This window comes from Flavobacterium sp. (assembly GCF_031423415.1).
Classification (GTDB): Bacteria; Bacteroidota; Bacteroidia; order Flavobacteriales; family Flavobacteriaceae; genus Flavobacterium.
Genome location: NZ_JANPFL010000190.1, coordinates 1 through 23560, shown reverse-complemented (window position 1 = coordinate 23560; position 23560 = coordinate 1). Strand labels below are relative to the sequence as shown.

General features: G+C 35.0%; 24 protein-coding genes. 18 read left to right on the top strand and 6 right to left on the bottom strand.

Annotated features, from left to right (window positions below):
• The first annotated feature begins 8 nt into the window (after positions 1 to 8).
• The 6 genes from RMO83_RS16235 to RMO83_RS16210 all read left to right on the top strand — a co-directional run bounded on the left by RMO83_RS16235 (position 9) and on the right by RMO83_RS16210 (position 3680).
• The gene (locus RMO83_RS16235) at positions 9 to 986 is read left to right on the top strand and encodes a cytochrome c oxidase subunit 3 (protein ID WP_310560748.1); all 978 of its coding nucleotides are present in this window, start codon (positions 9 to 11) and stop codon (positions 984 to 986) included.
• A 19-nt stretch (positions 987 to 1005) separates the two neighbouring features.
• The gene (locus RMO83_RS16230) at positions 1006 to 1356 is read left to right on the top strand and encodes a cytochrome C oxidase subunit IV family protein (RefSeq protein WP_310560747.1); all 351 of its coding nucleotides are present in this window, start codon (positions 1006 to 1008) and stop codon (positions 1354 to 1356) included.
• 171 nt (positions 1357 to 1527) lie between these two features.
• A complete protein-coding gene (locus RMO83_RS16225) occupies positions 1528 to 2169 on the top strand; it encodes a hypothetical protein (RefSeq protein ID WP_310560746.1) in 642 nt (213 codons plus the stop codon).
• A 12-nt stretch (positions 2170 to 2181) separates the two neighbouring features.
• Complete coding sequence (locus tag RMO83_RS16220) at positions 2182 to 2868, top strand: SCO family protein (protein WP_310560745.1); 687 nt, start codon at positions 2182 to 2184, stop codon at positions 2866 to 2868.
• Position 2869: 1 nt separating this feature from the next.
• A complete protein-coding gene (locus RMO83_RS16215; RefSeq protein ID WP_310560744.1) occupies positions 2870 to 3412 on the top strand; it encodes a DUF420 domain-containing protein in 543 nt (180 codons plus the stop codon).
• A gap of 118 nt (positions 3413 to 3530) precedes the next feature.
• Entirely contained in the window at positions 3531 to 3680 is a 150-nt protein-coding gene (locus RMO83_RS16210; protein ID WP_310560743.1) for a hypothetical protein, read from the top strand.
• Positions 3681 to 3716: 36 nt separating this feature from the next.
• Here the strand turns inward: RMO83_RS16210 and RMO83_RS16205 are convergent, their stop codons facing one another.
• From RMO83_RS16205 to RMO83_RS16195, 3 genes are all read right to left on the bottom strand, one after another.
• Positions 3717 to 6491 (bottom strand): GH116 family glycosyl-hydrolase, encoded by a 2775-nt coding sequence (locus RMO83_RS16205; RefSeq protein WP_310560742.1) that lies wholly within the window; start codon positions 6489 to 6491, stop codon positions 3717 to 3719.
• A 223-nt stretch (positions 6492 to 6714) separates the two neighbouring features.
• The gene (locus tag RMO83_RS16200; RefSeq protein WP_310560741.1) at positions 6715 to 7290 is read right to left on the bottom strand and encodes an RbsD/FucU domain-containing protein; all 576 of its coding nucleotides are present in this window, start codon (positions 7288 to 7290) and stop codon (positions 6715 to 6717) included.
• 170 nt (positions 7291 to 7460) lie between these two features.
• Entirely contained in the window at positions 7461 to 8870 is a 1410-nt protein-coding gene (locus RMO83_RS16195) for a DUF4403 family protein (RefSeq protein WP_310560740.1), read from the bottom strand.
• Positions 8871 to 9040: 170 nt separating this feature from the next.
• Here RMO83_RS16195 and RMO83_RS16190 point away from each other — a divergent pair, with 170 nt between their 5' ends.
• From RMO83_RS16190 to RMO83_RS16150, 9 genes are all read left to right on the top strand, one after another.
• Complete coding sequence (locus tag RMO83_RS16190; RefSeq protein ID WP_310560739.1) at positions 9041 to 9742, top strand: ABC transporter ATP-binding protein; 702 nt, start codon at positions 9041 to 9043, stop codon at positions 9740 to 9742.
• Positions 9735 to 10979, top strand: coding sequence for an ABC transporter permease (locus RMO83_RS16185; RefSeq protein WP_310560738.1), 1245 nt, complete (start codon positions 9735 to 9737; stop codon positions 10977 to 10979). The genes RMO83_RS16190 and RMO83_RS16185 overlap by 8 nt, the downstream gene beginning before the upstream one ends.
• 2 nt (positions 10980 to 10981) lie before the next feature.
• Positions 10982 to 12247, top strand: coding sequence for an ABC transporter permease (locus RMO83_RS16180; protein ID WP_310560737.1), 1266 nt, complete (start codon positions 10982 to 10984; stop codon positions 12245 to 12247).
• Positions 12248 to 12289: 42 nt separating this feature from the next.
• The gene (locus RMO83_RS16175) at positions 12290 to 13405 is read left to right on the top strand and encodes an efflux RND transporter periplasmic adaptor subunit (RefSeq protein ID WP_310560736.1); all 1116 of its coding nucleotides are present in this window, start codon (positions 12290 to 12292) and stop codon (positions 13403 to 13405) included.
• 80 nt (positions 13406 to 13485) lie between these two features.
• Positions 13486 to 14856, top strand: a complete 1371-nt coding sequence (locus tag RMO83_RS16170) for a TolC family protein (protein ID WP_310560735.1) — start codon at positions 13486 to 13488, stop codon at positions 14854 to 14856.
• 6 nt (positions 14857 to 14862) lie between these two features.
• Positions 14863 to 16149, top strand: coding sequence for an efflux RND transporter periplasmic adaptor subunit (locus RMO83_RS16165; RefSeq protein ID WP_310560734.1), 1287 nt, complete (start codon positions 14863 to 14865; stop codon positions 16147 to 16149).
• Between the two features lie 116 nt (positions 16150 to 16265).
• Positions 16266 to 16934 carry a tRNA (adenosine(37)-N6)-threonylcarbamoyltransferase complex dimerization subunit type 1 TsaB gene (gene tsaB / locus RMO83_RS16160; protein ID WP_310560733.1) on the top strand — a complete coding sequence of 223 codons (669 nt, stop codon included), beginning with the start codon at positions 16266 to 16268 and terminating at the stop codon, positions 16932 to 16934.
• Between the two features lie 43 nt (positions 16935 to 16977).
• The gene (locus RMO83_RS16155; protein ID WP_310560732.1) at positions 16978 to 17211 is read left to right on the top strand and encodes a hypothetical protein; all 234 of its coding nucleotides are present in this window, start codon (positions 16978 to 16980) and stop codon (positions 17209 to 17211) included.
• The gene (locus RMO83_RS16150; RefSeq protein ID WP_310560731.1) at positions 17201 to 17503 is read left to right on the top strand and encodes a type II toxin-antitoxin system RelE/ParE family toxin; all 303 of its coding nucleotides are present in this window, start codon (positions 17201 to 17203) and stop codon (positions 17501 to 17503) included. The genes RMO83_RS16155 and RMO83_RS16150 overlap by 11 nt, the downstream gene beginning before the upstream one ends.
• Before the next feature lie 56 nt (positions 17504 to 17559).
• On the opposite strand, the gene RMO83_RS16145 is transcribed toward RMO83_RS16150, so the two are convergent.
• The 3 genes from RMO83_RS16145 to RMO83_RS16135 all read right to left on the bottom strand — a co-directional run bounded on the left by RMO83_RS16145 (position 17560) and on the right by RMO83_RS16135 (position 21575).
• Complete coding sequence (locus tag RMO83_RS16145; RefSeq protein WP_310560730.1) at positions 17560 to 18387, bottom strand: mechanosensitive ion channel domain-containing protein; 828 nt, start codon at positions 18385 to 18387, stop codon at positions 17560 to 17562.
• Between the two features lie 78 nt (positions 18388 to 18465).
• Positions 18466 to 20481 carry a thioredoxin domain-containing protein gene (locus tag RMO83_RS16140; RefSeq protein ID WP_310560729.1) on the bottom strand — a complete coding sequence of 672 codons (2016 nt, stop codon included), beginning with the start codon at positions 20479 to 20481 and terminating at the stop codon, positions 18466 to 18468.
• Positions 20482 to 20675: 194 nt separating this feature from the next.
• A complete protein-coding gene (locus RMO83_RS16135; RefSeq protein WP_310560728.1) occupies positions 20676 to 21575 on the bottom strand; it encodes a NifU family protein in 900 nt (299 codons plus the stop codon).
• Between the two features lie 166 nt (positions 21576 to 21741).
• Here RMO83_RS16135 and RMO83_RS16130 point away from each other — a divergent pair, with 166 nt between their 5' ends.
• Genes RMO83_RS16130 through RMO83_RS16120 form a run of 3 tightly spaced genes read left to right on the top strand, consistent with a single transcriptional unit; the run spans position 21742 to position 23533 of the window.
• Complete coding sequence (locus RMO83_RS16130) at positions 21742 to 22740, top strand: type IX secretion system membrane protein PorP/SprF (RefSeq protein WP_310560727.1); 999 nt, start codon at positions 21742 to 21744, stop codon at positions 22738 to 22740.
• 33 nt (positions 22741 to 22773) lie between these two features.
• Positions 22774 to 23304: a gamma carbonic anhydrase family protein gene (locus RMO83_RS16125; protein WP_310560726.1), complete on the top strand. Its 531-nt coding sequence runs from the start codon at positions 22774 to 22776 to the stop codon at positions 23302 to 23304.
• Positions 23305 to 23362: 58 nt separating this feature from the next.
• Positions 23363 to 23533, top strand: coding sequence for a hypothetical protein (locus tag RMO83_RS16120; protein ID WP_310560725.1), 171 nt, complete (start codon positions 23363 to 23365; stop codon positions 23531 to 23533).
• Positions 23534 to 23560: the final 27 nt, after the last annotated feature.

Sequence of the window (23560 nt, the reverse complement as noted above, 5' to 3'; positions counted from 1 at the left end):
AATATTTTATGAGTACAGTTACAACTGCGAATAGTGGAGAAAAAGTTTGGGGTGGTGGCGGCAGCCAACCCTTAGGAGCCAATTATGGTAAATTAATGATGTGGTTTTTTATTCTGTCAGATGCGTTAACATTTTCAGGATTTCTTGCTGCTTATGGATTTTCCAGATTCAAATTTATTGAGACTTGGCCTTTAGCCGATGAAGTGTTTACTCACTTTCCTTTCATGCACGGTGTTACAGCGCCAATGTATTATGTGGCATTTATGACTTTTGTTTTGATTTTTTCATCGGTTACGATGGTTCTCGCTGTTGATGCTGGACACCAGATGAAAAAAGACAAAGTAGTTGTTTATATGTTTTTAACCATTATTGGTGGGTTAATATTTGTTGGTTCACAAGCATGGGAATGGAAAAATTTTATAAAAGGCGAATATGGTGCTATTGAAACCAAAGGTGGAAGTTTGCTTCAGTTTGTTGATACTGATGGAAAAAGAGTTGCTCTAGCTGATTTTGCAGCAACTTTGCCCGAAGAAAGAGAGCAGTTAACTAGAGATAAAGCGAAATGGTTTATGGATGAACCTACTTTGCCTTCCTATTCTGTTGCCGAAGTTCAAGCTGGGTTCAAAGCGCATCCAAATATTTTGGTAAGAACTGAAGTGATTGATGCTAATAAGAAAAAAACGGTGCTAACAAGAGCTCAATCAGAATTGCGTTTGAAAGATGCTACGTTAGTTGTAGAAGGGGCAAATCTTACCAGAAATGAATATGGCAGTAAGTTATTTGCTGATTTCTTTTTCTTTATTACAGGTTTTCACGGTTTCCACGTATTTTCTGGAGTTATTATCAATATTATTATTTTCTTTAATGTGTTACTGGGCACTTATGAGAAAAGAAAAAGTTATGAAATGGTCGAAAAAGTTGGGCTTTATTGGCACTTTGTTGATTTAGTTTGGGTTTTCGTATTCACAGTTTTCTATCTAGTTTAATTTACAAAAAGGAATTATTATGTCACACGCACACGTTTCTAACACAAAAAGAATTTGGACAGTTTTTGGTATATTATCTATAATTACAATCGTTGAGGTAATTTTCGGAATTGTTAAGCCTGCCATTTTGCATAACAATAGTTTACTGGGGCTAAACTTGTTAAACTGGATTTTCATCATATTAACTGGAGTAAAAGCCTATTATATTGTTTATGCTTTTATGCACATGGAAGGTGAAAAATCGGCTTTAAGATATGCAGTAATCTGGCCTTTAATTTTTTTAGTAGCTTATTTGCTTTTTATTCTGTTGACTGAAGCTGATTATATATTCGAGGTTTTTAAGAACTCTACCATCAAGTGGAATTTTTAATAAAATAGTATTTTATTAAAAAGGTGTCCACCACGGTGGATGCCTTTTTTTATTTTTGCATAGTATACTTTCGTTTTAATTATGAAATGAGCATGACCTAAAGTTGGTCGCAAAAACCAATGAAGATATGCGAATTACATATGACCGATAAAAAGCAATAAATATCTACATATGAAAAAAAATATTGTTCTCTTCGTTCTTTTTGTTTTACCTATTGTTGCCTATCTTTTTTTTGCATCAGGAGTAAATAGTTATACAAGATTGCCTATTATTACTCCTAAAATAGCTGATTTTGGAAATTGGAAATCGCTGAAAAACGAGAAAGTTAGTCTCGATGGTAAAATAACAATCCTTGGTTTTGCAGGAACTAACATCTTAAAAAATAGAGGTAATTTTTTTAATCTTAATGCCAAAATTTACGATCGCTATCATACTTTCAAAGATCTTCAATTTGTGGTTATTTGCCCTTTGGGAACCGAACAGGATGTGCAAAAAATTGTCGATGCATTAAGCGCAACTACTGATGTTAGTCAATGGTATTTTGTTTTTACATCGCCAGATGAAATCAAAACCTATTACAATCAGCTAAAATTAGTTGGAAAATTGGATGCCGATTTTGGAACTCCAAACGTCTATATAGTTGATAAGGAAAGAAACCTTCGGGGAAGAAAAGAAAAGAAAGGATATAAAGAAGGCTACAATACTTTTCATCTTGCTGATCTGAGCAACGAAATGCTGGATGATTTCAAAGTTATTCTTTATGAATATCGTGCGGCTTTAAAGAAAAATCATAATGCCACAAAACAACTTTAATTTTTATAAATAATGTTTAAGAACAAATCATATATCGGGATTTCAATTGTTATTTTGGTTTTCGGAATTTATGCTGTTCCAAAAATTATTGACCGTTTTCAAAACAACGAAATTGTTAAAGGAGATCGATTGGACAAAGTGTCTAATTCATCACAAGACAATGGAAGTTTGGTAAAAATTGGCCCTGCTCCAAAATTTGATTTGGTAAACCAAGATAACCTTAAGGTTACAAACGAAACTTATAAAGGCAAGGTGTATGTTTTAGAATTTTTCTTTGCTACCTGTCCTTCAATTTGTCCGAAGATGAATTTAAGTATGTTGCAAATTGAAAAAACCTTTTTTGGCAATCCTAATTTCGGTATGGTCTCTATTACTATCGATCCCGAACACGACACCGCTAAAGTTTTGAAAGAACATCGAGAATTATTAGGCGTAAAATCTTCTAATTGGAATTTCTTGACAGGAGATAAAGCCTATATTTTTGATTTGTCTAATAAAGGATTCAATCTTTATGCAGGCCAGAATAATAAGGCTAAAGGAGGGTTTGAACATTCGGGATTGTTTGCTTTGATTGATAAAAACGGAATTATTCGTTGCCGGAAAGACAAATACGGGAATCCGATTTTGTATTATGATGGTTTGGAAAAAACCGGAGTTAGAGACATTCAACAAGACATTGCAATTTTATTAAAAGAATAATATGGAAAATAATGCATTAGAAAAAAAGTTCAGCAAATATATAGTACTCGTTTCCATTCTGATTCCGGTTGTTGTTGCTATACTTTTTAACGTTAAATTAAAAGACCTTGGCTATGATGTAGAACCACTTCCGTTTCTACCACCAATTTACGCCACAATAAACGGAATCACGGCAGTTGTTTTGGTTGCAGGAGTATTGGCGATTAAAAACGGAAACAGACTACTTCACCAACGATTTATGACTACGGCAATTGCACTGTCATTAGCTTTTCTGGTGATGTATGTGGCGTATCATATGACTACGGATTCAACAAAATTTGGCGGGGAAGGTTCTATTAGAATGGTTTATTTCTTTATTTTAATATCCCATATCATTTTGTCGATTGCGGTTATTCCTTTGGTTTTGATAACGTATGTTCGAGCTTTGGCAGAAAAGTTTGATAAGCATAAAAAAATTGCCAAAATCACATTCCCCATTTGGTTGTATGTTGCCGTTACTGGAGTTATAGTTTATTTAATGATTTCGCCTTATTATGCTAGTTAAAGTTAGAAGTGGGAAGTTAGAAGTTGGAAGTGAAATAAAGAAAGGTAAAGGTCTTTATTCTTTGCTCTTTATTCTTTGTTCTTTATTCTTTTCTCTAGTTTCAAACGCTCAGTGCGCTATGTGCCGTGCCGCTTTGATGAGTGAGGGCAATGCTGCCAAAGCAGAAGCCGTAAATGATGGTATTGTTTATCTGATGGTGATTCCGTATATTCTTGTTGCTGGAATAGGGTATTATATTTATCGAATGCGGAAAAAGAGTAAACAATAATAATCTAATCTTCAAACTGCTTTAAAGCAACAGGACTTAAGACAAATAATTTATTACAACTGATATTTTATCTTTTAGTGTAATTTTTTGATTTGCAAAAACAACCACCGTTTTATCTTCTACAGTTGCAAAAGAGGCTTCTACTGTTTTTTTGTTTAGCATAACTTTAATGTCGCTGGCTCGTTTTCCAATAGGTAAGGCTATTTCCATTTGTTGGAGGGCTAATTTTCCGTATTCCAATTGTATAGTATTGGTTTGAGAAGTGGCCGTTCGGGTTTGTTGGAAACTGCCCCAACCTTCCGTAGCTGTAAAAGCGGCTTTGAAATTCTCGGGATTCACTTTTGGCGCAAAGCCCAATTGTCCTTTTGGTCCGTTGTAAGTAAAGCCACAAGCCGCAATGAAAGCACCGTAACTCGCCATCGCTCTCGAGTAGTGATCGCTACATTCTATTTCGTTATACGGATTTCTTTTAGCGGCGCCATAGCGTTCGTGGATGGCTTTTACCATCGAAAATCCGTAATCTAGCTTATCTTCCCAAATCATATGGCTTGCCAACTGATGTTCGAAACCGGTCATAACCTCATTGAAATAGCCAAATTGCCAGTGCTTTTCCCAATCATCTCTTTTCCCACCTTTTGGCCAAGTACACATTACTAAGCCTGCATCGCCGGCAAGAGCATAAGGTCTTCCGTTATTTTTGGGTGAGATGCTGTCTCTCAGCGGTCCCATATCGGGAACAAAATTGTATTTCCATAAGGATTCCAAGGAACTTTTGATCATTTCTTTGTTGTACAATCGACCCAAACCAAGTTGATAGGCCCAACCCTGTCCAAAAACCTGATCGATATAACAACCCGAACCAATACCAATGGCGTTTTTATGTTTTGGATCTTCAACTTGTATAAAGAACTCACCGTTAAACAATTTTTCGATGTTCAACTTCCCTGATTCGAGTATTGCAGCATATTGTTTTTCGGCTATTGTATCCTTCATTGCCGCAGCCATTTCTACCGCAGCCGCCAATGCCGCCAAGTACAACGAGGTAATTACAGGAACATTACCATACCATTCGGCATCCAAGGTGTTGTGCTGTTCGCCAAAAATGGTGCCGTTCGCTTCGCCACCTTCCTCGGCATCTAAATTGATTAAATACTGTAAACAAAGTTTTATCTTGTCCCAATTTTTTTCTAAAAAAGCAGCATTGTTTTCTGAAAGTAAGTAATCGCGATAAGAGCGAAGTACAATTCCGGCCTGTCCGTCGGCAGCAAATTTATTGGCCAGCGACCCTCTAAAATCAATTCCTCCTGTGGCATTATCGATTACAGCAAAATCGGTTCTTTCTCTTAAATTTTTTTCTAAATCTGGGAATATTCGACCCAATGCTTGTGCATAATGCCAAACGTGTGTGCAAGTTCCGGAGCAACATCCAATACCTTCCCAACCCCAAAAACGACCATCTTCTAGTATGAAACTAGTTTCTGTTGCTAAAATGGAAGTGTTGGCAAAAGTTCGGTTTAAGAACCAATGCGGTAAAGTGGCATCTTCATAAAAGCAGTTGCGCCAAGCGATGGTTTTTGTATATAGATCCTCGTAATTATTGGCAATATAAGCCGCTACGGCTGCAGCATTCTCGAAACGTTTGCTGTAATAGCGTCCTTTATTTTCTCCTTTTGAATTTTTATTTTGGGGTAACAAAAGGTTAGGAAAATACCAACTTACTATAAATGTTATGTCTGCAGATTCTCCAGGTTTTAATTTCACGGTTTTGCTCAACGCACCGACTAATTGTTCGCCGTGATTGGCTTCGGCGGTAGTTTGCTCGTTTTCTGGAAAAAGAAGTTTGCTAGCGATAGTTGTTCCCGCTTCGGCTTTGCTTTTTTTACCTGAATTGTAGAGTGTTAATGCCATATTTCCATAATCAGCTTGTCTTTTGACACTCTCGGAATCGGTTTTTGAAGTACAAGATAAAACGGTATTTCCCGATTTTTTTTCGATGCTATTGACCAATTTTAAATCTCGGTTGTTTTCAGAATTATTCAGCACTGCATTTTCCAACCAACCCGATAGTTCGACAGTTGCATTTTGGTCGCTGGTATTGGTGACTTTGAAACGCATAATTGTTGCAGGATAACTCGAAGCGGCTACGTCCAGCGGAACGAAAGGCGAAAATGATTGCAAATCGATAGTTACAGGTAACTTGGCATCGCGATAATTTATTTCTGCCATTGGATACTGCCCTTTGAAACGGATATCACCGAATCCATTAAAGTCTAGATTTTTATTCCAAACTGTATCTTTTTGGATTACTCTTACTCCAAATCCTTGTTCAAAAGGATATTCTGGTGCAATGGGGAAAATAAAATTAGCGCCATCTCTGGGTTTGATTTCTTTTTTGCCTTGCCAATCTTTGTATACTTTATCAACGATTCCTTCTTTGGTTTCATTAAAAATATCCCACAACCATAGTTTCCCATCGCCCCCAAGATAGACGGTTCCGGTGCCAATTCCTCCAATTGGCATTCCAATGTAAGCCAATTCCTTTCCTCTGTAAATTTCTGCTTGACCTCTTTCATACAAACTTTTATACCATTCAGGAGACAAACCTTTATCGACAGGAATAGTATATTCGTATTTTGAATTTGTCATCCCGAAAGCTGGAAAACCAATTAGAATTCCTCCTGTTGCCAATCCCAGAGCTTTCAAAAAATCTCTTCTAAGAATACCGCCTTCTGCTGGTGTAGTGGTAGTATCTTTTGGCGTACAACATCCAGAATTAGGATCGCAATTGTTGTTATTAAGGGAATCACTCATCTTTTTATTGTTTTATTTTAGGTTGGTATTTTAACTCGTTTGGGGTAATTTGATTAGCTATTTTTTTTTTACCACATAGAAACATAGTTTTTGTAAACTTTACAAGTCGTTTCACTTAATTCCAGAAAAACATAGCTATGTGAACCCAAGACCCGAGTGATAGCGAACAGGCGAAGCAATTGGGCTATCCCAATCTTTTTTCTATGTTTCTATGTGGCTTAAATTATTTTTTACTATTTAAACTAGTTCTTAAATTTTGTTCCGCTTCGGCATTCCAATAGCCACAGTCCAATTGAAAAAATACTGAAGTATACGGAATGGTCAAATTGGTTTTTATAATAAGCACATCAAATACTTTCGCAGAGCTGTCTAATTCTTTGATGATATCTTCGTGCAACATTGTCTGAACCTTTTTAGATTCTAGTATTTTATTCAGGTCGGTTCTGTACTTGTCAATTCCTTTGGCATCTTTTTCGGCAACAAAAGCCATTTCTTTGTCTAAAAAAATATTGGCTTGAACGTGCGATGATTTTTTGATTACTTTATTCACAAATTGCACCACTTCCAGTTGATTGGCATCAACAGTAATGGTTTTGATGGCGGGATTACTTTGTTTGGGATAAGCACCATCGGCTACCACAATCCAATTTCTATGACCAAATAATTGTATGGTATTTTCCACTTCGGTTTTCCAATTTTCAGATGCTGAAGTTGTAGTTTCCTCTTTTTGCTGAACTACCTTAGAGCAAGAGAAGAGGGCTAATAGTGTAATCAATACAAGGGCTGTTTTTGGAATCATTTTTTTGATTTTATGTTTTTTGATGTAAGGAATCTTAAAAATTTAAAAATACAGTCAATTAATTTTATTTTTTAACTGAATTTTATCTGTATTTAATTGGGAATTGCCAAAAGCAATGACAATGACAATGTCAATTACAATGATAACTTCCATCTCCTAACTTCCCCCAATCACTTCAAACCATCTACAGACACACTCACAGTACCGTTAACTTTTATGAAAGCAATAATAGCTTTATTAGTCAATTGAATTTTTTGGAACTGAATATCCTCCATTTTTCCGTTGACAAAAACGCCAGGCATTGGAGAATAATTTTTCAAATAAGCAGCCATACTTTGTTTTCCTTCTTCTAAATTTGGAACGATAGAATAGCGACAGCTTTCTTGAATCTTTCTTAAAACTAATCCTTGAGCAAGCCAGTTAGCAGTTCGCAGCAATTTATTCTTAGTGTCTAATACATAATCCAATTTGTCAAAAAAGACTTCTTTGGTTTGTTCGTTGTATTGCGGAAAACCGGTTAAATAAATCGTTCCATTCACGCTTCCCAAAACATCCAAAGCAATAACCATTTTGTCATTTTTATGCCAAATGTCCACCTTTTGCACTTTTACTTTTTTGCTGCCAGAACCAAATTCCTGTCCAGCAAAATTCTTGGTCATTATTTTAGAGGCTTCAGCAAAAGTGGAAACTGCAGCAATGTTTGCAGTGATTTGGTTCGGGATTTTTGTAACAGGTTTTAGTACAATTTTTGAGGCATCGAATTTTGATTCTGGTTGTTTTCCAATCAAAGTTGTCATCGTACATTTCATTCCCATATCCATCAAAAAAGTATCTTTTTTGAGTATGGCATTGGTCGAATATATTTCGATGGGCGTAATTCTGAGCCAACTTTCATATGCTTCACTCATTTGAAAAGGCACGCAAATTTTCTCTAAAGCCGCCAAAACATTAGGTTTGAAATCCATCGATTTTTCTATGGCAGCATCAATATTTTTTTCGATTTTGGACCTAAAAAGTTTGATTGCTGGTGTCATAAGATAGGTAACCGGAACATTTTTCCCAAAAACTGTCATCGTAGGACTTTCATTCCAATCCAATGATTTTAGCTCGGTTTTAGTGTTGAGTTTCCAATTGGTCAAAGCCACATCGCTTACCAAAGTCACTACACCATTGAGGTTAAATTCCTTATAATTATACAATTCAACGCCCAGTTTTTTTGTGCCAATTCTATATCTAATCCAAACTTTTAAAGGTAAGACGGTTTTTATTTTTTCACCATTACTTTCTTTATCATTTTCGATGGTTATTGGAGCCAATTTCCAAATTTTCATTTCGATATTGTCGTCTTCGATGTTGTTGTCCTCGTAAATTAAACCATTCAAGAGTACATTAGTTTGGTTTTCTACATCTTTTAACTTGACACTAATAGGCAAATTAATAAAAGAAGGTGTTGTTTCATAAACCAAAGGGCTGGCATCATCGGGTTCTGGTTTTAGTGCTGCTATTTTATTGGATGTAGAACAACTCGAAATCAAGAAAACAATCAGAATAACAAATAGAAAGGGAAAAAACTTTAGCATTTTATTTTTGGTTTGATGTAACAAAATTAACAAAACAAATATATTTTTAGGCTTAGGCTGTAACATATTTAAAAAAATTATGTCTTATATCGAAATAGAATGAAACCTTTAACGTTTTCTTGTTAAAATCACATTTGCAGCATTTCTAAATTTGTTTAAAATTATCTAAAATGATTGAAATTAAAGACTTACATAAATCGTATTCCGTAGGAGGTTCTGAATTGCACGTGCTTAAAGGAATCAATTTCAACATCAAAGAAGGTGAGTTGGTCGCCATTATGGGATCCTCAGGTTCTGGAAAATCTACATTATTGAATATTCTTGGAATATTAGATGAAGCGGATTCGGGACTTTATACTTTAGACAATGTGCCTATCAAAAAATTAAATGAAACAATCGCTTCTAAGTATCGAAATCAATTTCTTGGTTTTGTATTTCAATCTTTCAACTTGATTAATTACAAAAGTGCCTTAGATAATGTGGCTTTGCCTCTGTACTACCAAGGTTTAAAGCGAAAAGAACGCAATGAAATTGCAATGCGATATTTAGAGAAAGTGGGTTTGGCATCTCATTCGCACCATTTACCCAGTGAACTTTCTGGAGGACAAAAACAACGTGTGGCTATTGCCAGAGCTTTGGCATCGAACCCAAAAGTATTACTGGCCGACGAGCCAACAGGGGCTTTGGATACTCTGACTTCCTATGAAGTTATGGAATTGATTCAAGGAATAAATGACGAAGGAAAAACCATCTTAATCGTAACTCACGAACCTGATATTGCAGCAATGTGCAAAAGAAATGTAGTGTTGAAAGATGGAATTATTATCGACGATAAATTTGTAGAACAAGTAAGAGCTTCATCTTATGTTTAATGTAGAACGCTGGCAAGAAATATTTGAGGCAATCGCCAAAAACAAACTGAGAACTTTTCTCACGGGACTTTCTGTGGCTTCAGGTATATTTATTTTGGTTATTCTTCTTGGCGTTGGCAAAGGACTACAAAACGGAATAGAAAAACAGTTTGAACGTGATGCAGCTGGTATAATCGAGGTTTGGTCTGGTGCAACAACCAAAGCATACAAAGGACTGAATCCCGGCAGAAATATTCAATTTCGGAATAGCGATTATGATATTTCAGTTCAAAAATATGGCGATTTATTTGATAAAAATGGAGCAACTTACAATGCTTGGGGCGCCAATATTGTGTATGGAAAAGAGGCAGGAAATTATCAATATCGTGGCGTAAATCCCGATTATTTAGCCATAGAAAATGCCACAGTTATAAAAGGACGTTTTATTAATGCCAATGATTTGATCAATAATGAAAAAGTAGCTGTAATAGGTCAAAAACTAAATTTGGATTTATTCAAAGGGAAAAATCCTATCGGCGAAAAAATTGCAGTTAACAATATCAATTTTAAAGTGGTTGGTGTTTATACTGATCCAGGAGGAGAACGAGAGGAAGGACGGGTCTTCTTGCCATTATCAACTACTCAGCAAGTATATGGAATAGGCGATAAAGTGAGTGTATTGTTTTATACTCTAAAAAAGAAAGACACGTACGAAGAGGCCGTTGCTGAAGCTACTAAATTCACTACCGATTTAGGACTTTTGCTAAAAGGAAAAAATTCAATTGCTCCAGATGATGAAAGCGCTATTGGAATCAATAACTCTACTGTTGAAGCTAAAAAGTTTTATGATTTAAACCTATATATTCGGTTGTTTTTTTGGTGGGTAGGGATCTGTACTATCATTGCGGGAGTGGTTGGAGTTGGAAATATTATGATGATTATTGTAAAAGAAAGAACTAAAGAAATAGGTATTCGAAAAGCACTTGGAGCGACACCATTTTCAATAATTGGGATGATTTTACACGAGTCTATATTTATTACCTCAATTTCAGGATTTATGGGTCTTTTAAGCGGCTTAGCTTTACTTGAGCTAATAGGCCCTCAAGCGGAAAGTGAATATTTTAGAAATCCACAAGTAGATTTTAATGTGGCGATTTCAACGGTATTTGTTTTAGTTATTGCAGGAGCTTTGGCAGGCTTTATTCCAGCCTATAGAGCAGCAAAAATTAAACCTATTGTAGCACTTAGAGACGAATAATTATGTTTGATAGAGAAAAGTGGAATGAAATTTTAGAGGCTTTGACGGCAAACACCTTCCGAACAGTTTTAACTGCTTTTGGTGTGTTCTGGGGTATTTTTATATTAGTTATACTATTAGCAGCCTCAAACGGATTAGAAAATGGTGTTAAAAAAGGATTTGACGGAATCGCCACAAACACGATGTTTATGTGGACACAAGGTGTTTCAAAAGCCTACAAAGGTTTGCCTAAAAACCGACAGTTCGAATTCAGAAACAATGATGTAGGTGCCTTAAAACAAAAATTCCCTGATTTATTATATGTTTCTCCTCGCAACCAATTGGGTGATTTTAATGGAGTTAGTAATGTAATACGAGGGACAAAAACGGGAGCTTACACCATTTACGGAGATTATCCAGAGTTGATCAAGCAAGAGCAAATGGAAATCGTCAAAGGACGTTTTGTCAATCAACAAGACATTCTTTCCAGACGTAAAGTTACAATTATCGGTAATGGAGTTATTGCTGAATTGTATAAAACTACTGAGGAAGTTATAGGAACATACATTAAAATTAATGGTGTAAATTTTATGGTGGTTGGCGTGTACAAATCTAAAGGCAATAATAATGGAAATGCTGAATCTGCACAAAAAAATATTTTCATTCCGTTTACTACCTTTCAACAGGCTTTTAATTTTGGAGACAGAGTAGGTTGGATGGCACTTACTGCAAAAGATGATGCATCTATAACCGCTTTGAAGCCCGGTATTATAGCTTTTATGAAGGAAAGGCACACCATTCATCCCGATGACGAAAGAGCAGTGGGTAATTTTGATTTATTCGAAGAATTTAAAAAAGTGCAGGATTTATTTATGGTGCTTAAATTCATTGCTTATTTTGTGGGTACATTAGTATTATTATCGGGTATTATTGGGATATCAAATATTATGTTGATTGTTGTAAAAGAACGAACAAAAGAAATCGGAATCCGAAGAGCCTTAGGGGCAACACCTGGCGCCATTAGAACCCAAATTTTGTCAGAAGCTATTTTTCTGACCATAATAGCAGGAATGTTTGGGATTGCTGTGGCAACAGGAATTTTAGGAATACTAAATATGATATTAGCCACAATGCCATCAGAAGGAATGATGTTTGTTAATCCAAGTGTCGATTTAACAGTAGTCTTTATAGCTTTGTTAATATTAGTAGGATCAGGTTTATTGGCAGGATTTATACCTGCTCAAACAGCCATAAATGTAAAACCTGTAGACGCATTACGAACAGAATAAATAATCAATCAAAATCAATAATAATCGACTAAAAACAGTAAAATGAAAAAAGGAGTGACCATAACCGTACTGATTCTTATAGCCATAGTTTTTTTCGGGGCTTTGTATTATTTGTATGCCAAAAACCAAGAATCGCCTATCGTTTTTGAAACGGATAAAGTAGAAATTAAAACAATTATCAAAAGCACGCTTGCCACCGGAAATATAGTTCCCGATGAAGAAGTATTGATCAAACCAAATATCTCGGGAATAATTGAATCCGTTTATATCAAAGCGGGTGAATCTGTAAAAGCGGGAGATATGATTGCCAAAATCAAAGTGGTTGCCAATGTGTCGAATTTGAGTAACACTCAAAACCAAGTTCAAACAGCCAAAATAAACTTGGAAAATCAAGAGAAATTATACCAAAGACAAAAAACTTTATTCGACAAAGGCGTAATTTCTGCTAATGACTTTGATGCGGCGCAAGTGGCTTACAAGCAAGCCAAGCAAAATTATGCAGCTTCTAAACAGGACTATGATATTGCAAAAACTGGCACCACTTCTGGGCTTGGAAGTTATGCCAATACTACGATTCGTTCAACTGTAAACGGAATGGTGCTAGATGTTCCGGTGAAAGTGGGGAATCAAGTGATTGAAAGTAATAATTTCAACGAAGGAACGACTATTGCTAGTGTCGCAGATATCGGAAAGATGATATTTGTAGGTAAAGTAGACGAGTCTGAAGTAGGGAAAATTAGATTGAATATGCCTATCGAAATTACTGTTGGAGCCATCGAAAACAAAAAATTTGAAGCCGTTTTGACTTACATAGCACCAAAAGGAAAAGCAGAAAACGGTGCCATTCAATTTGAAATCAAAGCAACTTTAACGAATAAGGATAACACATTTATCAGAGCTGGATTAAGTGCGAATGCTTCGATTATACTAGAAAAAGCAGATAAAGTACAAGCCTTAAAAGAGTCTTTAGTTCAATTTGATAAAAAAACTCAAAAACCATACATAGAGATTGAAACTGGAAAACAAAAGTTTCAAAGAAAAGATATTGTTCTAGGCGTTAGTGACGGAATTTATGTGCAAATAAAAAGCGGACTTAAATCTACTGATAAAATTAAAGTTTGGAACCAAGGTTTGAAAACTGACGAACCAAAACAATAGACTTTTCTCCTAAAACAAATTGAATTTAAAATAATTGTTAAATTAGTGTAGTATCTTTGCTATGCTTTCATTCGAATAATATGAAAAAAATTAAATATTTCTCACTCGTTATCATCGTGATGTTTAGCCTGTCGATTCAGGCTCAAACAAAAAAATGGACTTTAGAAGAATGTGTAAAATATGCTATCGATAACAACATTTCCATAAAGCAAGTCGAATTAGACACCAAAACTGCCGATATTGATAAAAAAGCCGCAAAAGGAAATTTTTTGCCTTCGCTAAATGCTAATGCTTCCCATTCTTGGAATATTGGATTAAATCAAGATATTACAACTGGATTGTTGCGGAATCAAACAACACAATTTACCGCTGCAGGTGCAAATGTAGGAGTTGATATTTATAGAGGTATGCAAAATCAAAACACGCTCCGCCGATCAAATCTTTCCATTGTTGCGGCCAAATATCAGTTAACAAAAATGAAAGAAGATATTGCACTAAATGTTGCCAATGCTTTTTTACAAGTTCTTTTCAGCAAAGAAAATTTGAAAGTGCAACAAGAACAAAAAGCCAACAACGAAAAACAATTACTTCGCTCGGAAGAATTAGTAAAAGCAGGTTCTGTGCCAAGAGGCGATTTGTTAGACATAAAAGCAACAGTAGCTGCAAATAATCAAAATGTAGTGGCTGCCGAAAATGCTTTGTTGATTTCAAAATTGAGTTTAGCACAATTATTACAACTCAAAGAGTTTTATGATTTTGACGTAACCGATGATACCTCAGCTAAAGACGAAAATAAAATCTTGTCTCAAACTCCAAATTCAATTTATGATAAAGCAAAAGAATTAAGAACCGAATTGAAACTCGCAAAAACCAATTTAGAAATTTCAGAAAAAAATGTAGCCATTGCTAAAGGTGCTTTTCAGCCTACATTACAAGGTTTTTATAATTTTAACAGCCGTGTTTCTTACGCAGATGTGCCATTGTTTAATGACAAGGGACAAATAATCGGCACTCAGTCAGCTCCTTCATTTTTTAATCAGTTTAGTGACAACAAGGGTCAATCCTTTGGCGCACAATTATCCATCCCCATCTTTAACGGTTGGTCAGTAAAAAATAACGTAGAACGTTCCAAAGTAAATTTAGAGAAATCTAAAATTGCCGTTGAACAAGAAGAATTAACTTTGCAAAGAAATGTTTATACAGCTTTTACAGATGCCAAAGGAGGTCTGAATGCTTATGAATCAGCAATTACAGCTGCGGAGGCAAGAGAAGAAGCGTTTAAGTATGCCAAAGAAAGATATGCAGTAGGAATGATGAATTCTTTCGATTTCAATCAGTCGCAAACACTGCTTTCTAATGCTCAATCCGAAGTTTTGAGAACCAAATACGATTATATTTTTAAAATTAAAATACTAGAATTCTATTTTGGAATTCCAATCATAAAAAATTAATTCATCATGTCAAAAAAAACCATTTATTTATTAATAGGAGTAGCAGTTGCCATAATTGCTGTATTAATAGTACTTTCGAAAACAGAAGTTATTGGAAATAAAGACAAAGGGAAATCGGTAGAAATTGCCAATATTAAGACCACTACTATTGTTGAAACCGTTTCTGCAACTGGGAAAATCCAACCCGAAATTGAAGTGAAAATTTCCTCAGAAGTTTCAGGCGAAATTATAGCTTTGAATGTTATTGAAGGACAAGTGGTCAAAAAAGGCGATTTATTAGTAAAAATAAATCCTGATTTATACACTTCAGGATACAATCGTACTTTGTCTAATTTATCTGGAACCAAAGCAAATTTGAGCCAAGCCGATGCTTCGTTCAAAGAAGCCAAAGCGAATTACGATAGAAACAAAACCTTGTTCGACAAAGGAATTATTTCCAAATCGGATTGGGATAAAACAGTTGCCTCTTTTGAAGTGGCCAAAGCTAGTAAACAATCGGCTTATTTCAATGTACAAAGTGCTTCGGCAACAGTAAATGAAGCCAAAGATAATCTAGGAAGAACCACTATTTATGCGCCAGCCGATGGAACAATTTCTGTCCTTAATGTGGAATTGGGTGAAAGAGTATTGGGAACCCAACAAATGGCTGGAACCGAAATTCTTCGTGTAGCCAACTTGAATAATATGGAAGTGGAAGTCGATGTGAATGAAAATGACATCGTAAAAATAAAAGTGGGTAACGAGGCTAACGTTGAGGTTGATGCTTATTTGAAAAAACAATTTAAAGGGATTGTAACAAGTATTTCTAATTCGGCAAGTTCTACTTTGACAGCGGATCAAGTGACTAATTTTAAAGTAAAAATTAGAATTCTAAAAGAATCGTATCAAGATTTATTAGAAGGAAAACCAGCAACTTATTCGCCTTTCAGACCTGGAATGACCGCAACTGTTGATATTATTACTAAAACAAGAGCCAATGTTTTGTCTGTGCCAATTAGTTCAGTAGTAGTAAAATCAGATACTACAGCTGTAAAAGGTTTTAAAGTAGAAGACGAAGATGAGAAAAAAGCAGCTCCAAAAAGCGATAAAAAATTGGAGTGTGTTTTTGTAAAAGTGGGAGATAAGGCCAAAATCCGAATCATTAAAACTGGAATTCAAGACGATACGAATATTGAAGTGCTTACTGGACTAAAAAAAGGAGATGTGGTTATCACTGGACCATATTCGACAGTTTCAAAAGATTTGAATTCGGGTGATAAAGTGACTACAGATAAAGCGGAAGAGAAGAAATAGTGTTCAGCCTGCCTGTCGGCAGACAGGTAATCAGTTTTTAGTGTTCAGTAAATCCAGTTTTAAGGTTTAAAGTTTCGAAAAAAACAATAAACAACAAACAATAAACAACAAACCTTTTGCCTTACATTCTCAACATCGAAACCGCTACCAAAAATTGCTCTGTTGCTTTGGCAAAAGACGGAAAAACAATCCTATGCAAAGAATTTGCCGAAGAAGGCTATTCCCACGCTGAACGTTTGCACGTTTTTATTGAAGAAATTATCCAAGAAGCTGGCATAACTTTCAAAGATTTATCTGCAATCGCTGTCAGTCAAGGTCCAGGTTCTTATACAGGATTGCGCATAGGTGTTTCTGCGGCAAAAGGATTGTGTTATGCTTTGGGGATTTCGCTAATTGCAATTGATACTTCGCAGGTTTTGGCTTTGCAAGCCAAGGTTTCTAGCGGATTGATAATTCCAATGCTTGATGCTAGAAGAATGGAAGTCTACAGTGCTATTTTCACTCCAAATTTCGAAAAGAAAAGAGCTGTTCAAGCCGAGATCATTACCGAAAAATCATTTGAAGATTTAGAAGAAACACTTTATTTTGTGGGTGATTGTGCCGAGAAATGTAAACCGGTTTTAATTAAGGAAAACTTTATTTTCTTGGAAGGAATCAAATATCCATCGGCAAAAGAAATGAGTTTCCTTAGTTTCGAAAAATACCAAAAAAACGACTTTGTAGATGTCGCTTATTTTGAACCGTATTATTTGAAGGATTTTTTGATGACGGTTTCGAAGAAATAATTGTTTATCTTTGTTTTTAACAATTCAATTTAAATCCTTTGTTATGAATGCTATCCGACAATTTATTGAAGTAAAAAACAATTCTTTTAGTGTTGTGCTTCCCGAGGGTTTTACCGCCACTCGTGTTGAAGTAATTATTTTACCTTCAGAGGTCGAAGATGAGATTCCGCAATGGCAAAAAGATATTGTTTTAGAGCGAGTAGCAGCCATTAAACAAAATCCTGAGTTGTTATTAGATGAAGAGCAATTTTGGACAGAAGTAGAAGATGCGAGCTAAAATTAAGTACGCTATTTTTGTCAAAGAAGATGTTTTGGAATCTGTAAATTGGTACAATCAAGCTCAAAAAGGGTTAGGGCTTCGATTTTTGAAAGAGGTGAAAGAAAAAATAAATTACATCGCTGAAAACCCTGAAAAAATTCAAGTTAGGTATCAAGATGTTCAAATAGCGGTAGTAAAAACATTTCCGTTTACAATTCATTTTCGTTTTCTAAAAGAAGAAAACACATTATGGATTTTAGGCGTTTTTCATACCTCTATAAATCCCGATAAATGGATAAAGAGATTATGAGACCGGTGGTTTTTCAACTTTTTTTAAAGCTGACAAACCTTTTTTTTCGTAGTAATTTAATCATTTTTTGCAGAAGCCTCTTTAACAAAAGGTTGAATCACAATACCAGCTGCGTCAAAAGCTAGTTTACAGTTTTCCAAAGTATCGGAGTAAACGCCCCAAAAGTCCTCGTTATTTGCCCAAGGTCTAACGGCCAGTTGTATAGAACTATCTGTCAAATTTTTTACAGAAACTTCTGCCGCTGGAGTTTTTAGCACTTTTGGGTTATTGTTTAATACTTTAGTAATGATGTCTTTGGCTTTTTTGATGTCAGTGTCATAAGAAATCGAAATGGTCAAATCGGCCTTTCTGAAACCTTGCATCGAATAGTTGGTAATTATACCGTTGGACAAGGAACCATTCGGAATAAAAATAGTTTGATTGTTGGCATTGATTAATTTAGTTACGAATATTTGAATTTCACTAACCGTTCCTATGCTACCTTGTGCTTCAATGGTATCGCCCACTTTGAATGGCTTGAAAACAATAATCAACATTCCGCCAGCAAAATTAGAAAGTGAACCTTGCAGTGATAAACCAACGGCAAGTCCCATTGCGCCTAGAACGGCAACAAAGGAAGAGGTTTCGATTCCTAACTTCGAGATGAAAGTAACAAACAATAAAACCCTTAAAACCCAAAGCAGAATATCGGCAAGAAACTTCGTTAATGTGGGATCTAATTCTCTTTTCACCATAATTTTTCTAATAAGCCTGTTGATTACTCGAATCGCATAAAGCCCAACGAATAGAATTACGAAAGCCGAAATCAATTTTGGAGAATAATCAATTAAAATTTTGATAAAAGTCTCGACGTAATTGGTAAAGTTTTGTGTGCTGACAGTCATTTTTTGGAATAGAAACCTTCTCAAAAAGAGAAGGTATTGGTTTATTTGCAAATATAAGAATTATTTATTTTTTGATTTCTAAATTAAATTAGAAAGAATTTCTTTAAAATCAGTGCTCGGACTTGAACAAGTCTTGTTTTGGCAAAGATAAAATAGGGTTACATTTTCAGTAAAACGATTTTTCAAAAAAGGAAGATTGGAAACTTTTTTCGTGCCAGCCAAAACCACATTTGGAAAGTAGAAACTGTTTATTTTTTGGCAATCCTCTACTGCTGAATCGCCGCAAATCGCCAATTCTTTGTTTTGTTCTGAATTATTCATAGCCAAATCCATCCAGTTGGAATAGGCAGAAGGATATTCAATAATTGGAATTATATTTTGCAGCATTCGAATACTTACCTTTTCGTAATTGGAGTTTTCAAAATAAATACTCAATTGAAACAAGTTTTTCCCCATCACCGAATTCGATGCTGGAATCACATTGTCCTCAGTTTCAAAATGCGATGTGATTAAAGCTTCGTCCAGATTGGAAGTGAAAGCAAAAAATCCTGATTTTTTGTCATAAAAATGTTCCAAACTGTAGTCTGTCAATTGTTTGGCGAAGTGAAGCCATTTTTCGTCAAAAGTCACTTCATACAAACTTATAAAGGCAGAAATTACAAAGCAATAATCTTCCAAATAGCCGTTGATGCTACTTTCCTCATTTTTATAATTATGGAATAAATTCCCTTCACCCGACCATAGGTTTTTAATGATAAAATCAGCGTTTTTAAGGGCTAAAACGAGATAATTTTCATTTTCCAAAGCTTTGTAAGCGTCAACAAAACCTTTGAGCATAATCGCATTCCAAGAGGTTAGACATTTGTCATCCAATCTTGGTTTAGAACGTTTTTCTCTTTCGATATAAAGTTTTTGTTCCCAAATTTTCTTCTTGCCTTCGAGTGTTGAAACTTCGATAGTATTGCGTTGTGCTATTCCTTCCAGACTTTGATTTTGAATCAAGACATAATTTCCGTCTTCCCACAATCCAAAGGTGTTGATGTTGAATACTTGACTGAACAAATCAAAATCTTCTCCAATTATCGTCTTCAATTCTGGAATTTTCCAAACATAAAAAGCGCCTTCTTCAAGATGATTTTCAGCGTTTAAACTATCAGCATCAAGAGCGCAATAAAAACCGCCTTCGGAATTCATTAACTCTCTTTCGATAAAAGAAAGTGTTTTTTCAATGACTTCTTTATATAATGTATTTTTGGTCAACTTATAGGCATCGCTATATAAGGAAATTAACTGACCGTTGTCGTAAAGCATTTTTTCGAAATGAGGAACGTGCCATTTATTATCAACGGAATAACGCGAAAATCCGCCATCGACCGTGTCAAAAATCCCTCCATAAGCCATTTTGGTCAAGGTCAGATTCACAAAATCAAATAATTTCATATCGTTTTTTTGGAAAGCAAAACGCAACAAAAAATGATAATTATTGGGCATCATAAACTTTGGAGCTCTGGACATTCCACCAAAATCCCAATCAAAATCGCGTTTCCATTTTTCGACTAAAGGAATTAAATCCTCTTGATTTAGAGTAGTTTCCGCTTTTTTATTGTCAATAAAACTCATTGATTGGATTCCTTGATGCAATTTTTCGGCGTAATCTAGCACTTTTTCAGGACTAGAACGATACACTTCTTGCAACTGACCCAGAGTTTCCATCCAATCTTGTTTTCTGAAATAGGTTCCACCCCAAATGGGTCTTCCGTCGGAAAGTGTAACCACATTTAACGGCCAACCACCACGACGGGTCATTAACTGAACAGCTTTCATATAAACGGCATCGACATCAGGTCGTTCTTCGCGATCGACTTTGATGTTGATAAAACTCTTATTCATAACATCAGCGACTTCCTGATCTTCAAAACTTTCGTGTTCCATCACGTGACACCAATGGCAAGCCGAATATCCAATACTGATAATAATGAGGCTATTTTTTTCTTTGGCTTCAGCCAATGAATAGGCATTCCACGCTTTCCAATGCACAGGATTATTGGCGTGTTGCAACAAATACGGACTGCTTTCTTGAGAAAGTAAATTCATCTATTTTCAGTGTTCAGTGTTCAGTTTTTTAGTATTCAGTTGAGTCAAAAAAAAGATCGATTTTCCATTTTTGAGAATCGCTTTTCTTTTTTTATTAATTGTAAACACTGATCAGTTTTCAATGTTCGGATTTAATGTTCAGAGTTTTTAAAAGCAATGACTGATTACTGATCACTGAAAACTGAACACTCTAATCAAGCGTTTATTGCTTCAACCTTTATGTTGTCATCGTTAAGCATGCTTTTCAGCATATTTTCGATACCACTTTTTAGCGTAAATGTTGATGAAGGACAACCGCTACAAGCTCCTTGAAGGATAACTTTTACTGTTTTATCACTTTCATCATAAGATTCAAAAGCAATATTTCCACCATCGGCTTGTACGGCTGGTTTTACATATTCCTCCAAGATATTGATGATTTGTTGTGAAGTAACATCCAAATGATCAAACTCTAGAGTTTTTGTTTTTTCTTGTTCAGCTTTGGCTAAAATGACACTTTCGTCAAGAACAGTTCCTCCGTTTTCGATATATTGTTTGATAAAAGTCCTAAGTTCTAATGTGATTTCACCCCAATTAGCGACTTCATATTTGGTTACAGAAATATAATTTTCATCGATAAAAATTTCTTTCACATACGAAAATTTGAATAATTCTTTTGCCAATGGCGAAGCAGCTGTTTCATCGATATTTTTAAATTCCACAGGGCTTTTTGTCAGCATTCTACTTACCACAAATTTCAACGCAGCAGGATTTGGAGTGGTTTCGCCATAAACGGTTATCGGTTGTTTTTGCGTTTTATTTTCAGATGGAGTAATAATTATTCCGCCATTGGTCACAAATGTTTCGATTTGTTCTGCAACGGCATCTTTTACATCTTCCCATTCTACAATGCTGAATTTTTCGATGGCGATAAAATTCCCAGATATATATACAGTTTTTACAAAGGGCAAGTAAAATAATTGCTGTGCTAGTGGAGAATTCTTGGTTTCGTCGATATTTTTAAACTCGAAACTTTCGTTTTGAGTTATAAAATCTTCGAATTCAAATTTTAATATACTTGGATTTTGTGTTTCTTTGGTAACAATTTTAGACATAATTTTTTTAATTTTGTACAAAAATAATAAAGATATTTTCTAGTATTAACTATATTTGATTTTTTGTAGAATAAATTAACTTTAAGGACGTTTTAAGTTAAATTGTATTTCTTTATTTTAAAATAGTTATACCTTTACCACAATATCTAAAAACAATAGCTTTTTGATGTATCATAAATATAAGATTTTAATAGTTCTATTTTTCATAGTTCAAAACATTTTTTCTCAACAAGGAATTCCGGTGTATTCCGACTATTTATCGGACAATTATTATTTGCTTCATCCCTCGATGGCTGGAGCTGCCAATTGTGATAAAATACGACTTACTGCAAGAAAACAATGGTTTGATCAGACAGATGCTCCAGCGCTTCAGACGTTGAGCTATAATGGAAGAGTAGGTGAAAAATCAGGTTTGGGAATTATACTTTTTAATGACAAAAACGGGTATCATTCTCAAAAAGGAGCAAAATTGACCTATGCACACCATTTAATGTTTTCTCGTGATGAAATCAGTTTGAATCAACTGTCTTTTGGTATGAGCGCCGATTTTTTTCAAAGCCAATTAGACGAAACTGAGTTTTTACAATCAGGTGATTTTGATCCAATTATTAACGGTGTTATTGTACAAGACGCCTCTTATTTTAATCTTGACATTGGTGCTTCTTATAACTATCTTGATTTTTATGTTCACGGAACGATTCAGAATGTGATTGAATCCAAGAGAAAAATTTATACTGAATTTGAAAGTTCTAATTTAAGAAGATATCTATTGAGTGCCGGATTTGTTTTTGGCGATAAAGAGAAAATTTTATTGGAACCTTCATTGATGTTTCAATTAGTAGATCAAACCAAAGAAAAATCAATTGACATTAATTTGAAAGCTTATAAAAGTGTCGATTTTGGTAGACTTTGGGCTGCATTATCGTATCGCACCAGTTTTGATGGCGCTGAGTATCTTAGTGGTAATGGTGTGTCCTCACAGAAATTAACTTATTTAACTCCTGTTATAGGGGTTAATTATAAGAGTTTCTTGTTTGCTTATACTTATTCTAATCTCTCTGGTGATGTGAATTTTGACACAGGTGGTTTCCATCAGATTACTTTTGGAATGGATTTATTTTGCAAACCCGAAAAATATGAGTGTAATTGTCCCGCCATTAATTAGTCCTGCAATTTCCCTAATTTTAATATTTTTACAATGTTAATAAAATCTGTCAACGGAAAAACACCATATATTCCCGACGATTGTTATGTAGCAGAAAATGCCACTATAGTAGGCGATGTTAGCTTTGGTCATTCCTGTAGCGTATGGTTTAATAGTGTGGTTAGAGGTGACGTTCATTTTATTACCATCGGGAACAAAGTAAATATTCAAGACGGAGCTATTATTCATTGTACCTATAAAAAACATCCTACAATCATTGGAAATAATGTCTCTATTGGTCACAACGCTATGGTTCACGGCTGTGTGATTCACGATAATGTTTTAATAGGAATGGGAGCAATTGTTATGGATAATGCAATTGTTCACAGCAATTCCATTATTGCCGCAGGAGCCGTGGTGCTTGAAGGAACCATAGTACAGGCTGGCAGCATTTTTGCCGGAGTACCTGCAAAAAATGTAAAAGATATTAGTGAAGACTTGATAAAAGGAGAGATTGACCGTATTGCCAACAATTATATCAAGTACTCGGCATGGTTTCAAGAACAGCCGCCAGAAAATTTATAGATATTGAGCAATCTTTTTTTGCTATTAATTCGTTTATATGTTTGATAAAAAACACGATATGAAAAACCTTATTAAAGCAGCGATTCTTGTTACAACCGTGTCTTTCATTACAAGCTGTAGTGTGTTTAATAAACCAAAAGAAGGATGTCCGAGCAATGGTAAAAATGTGGGAGCAGAGAAATTTTTAAGTGGAGAAAAAATACCAAAGACGAAGAAGTTTAGAAGTTGAAATGTATAGAAACCTATTATAATAACC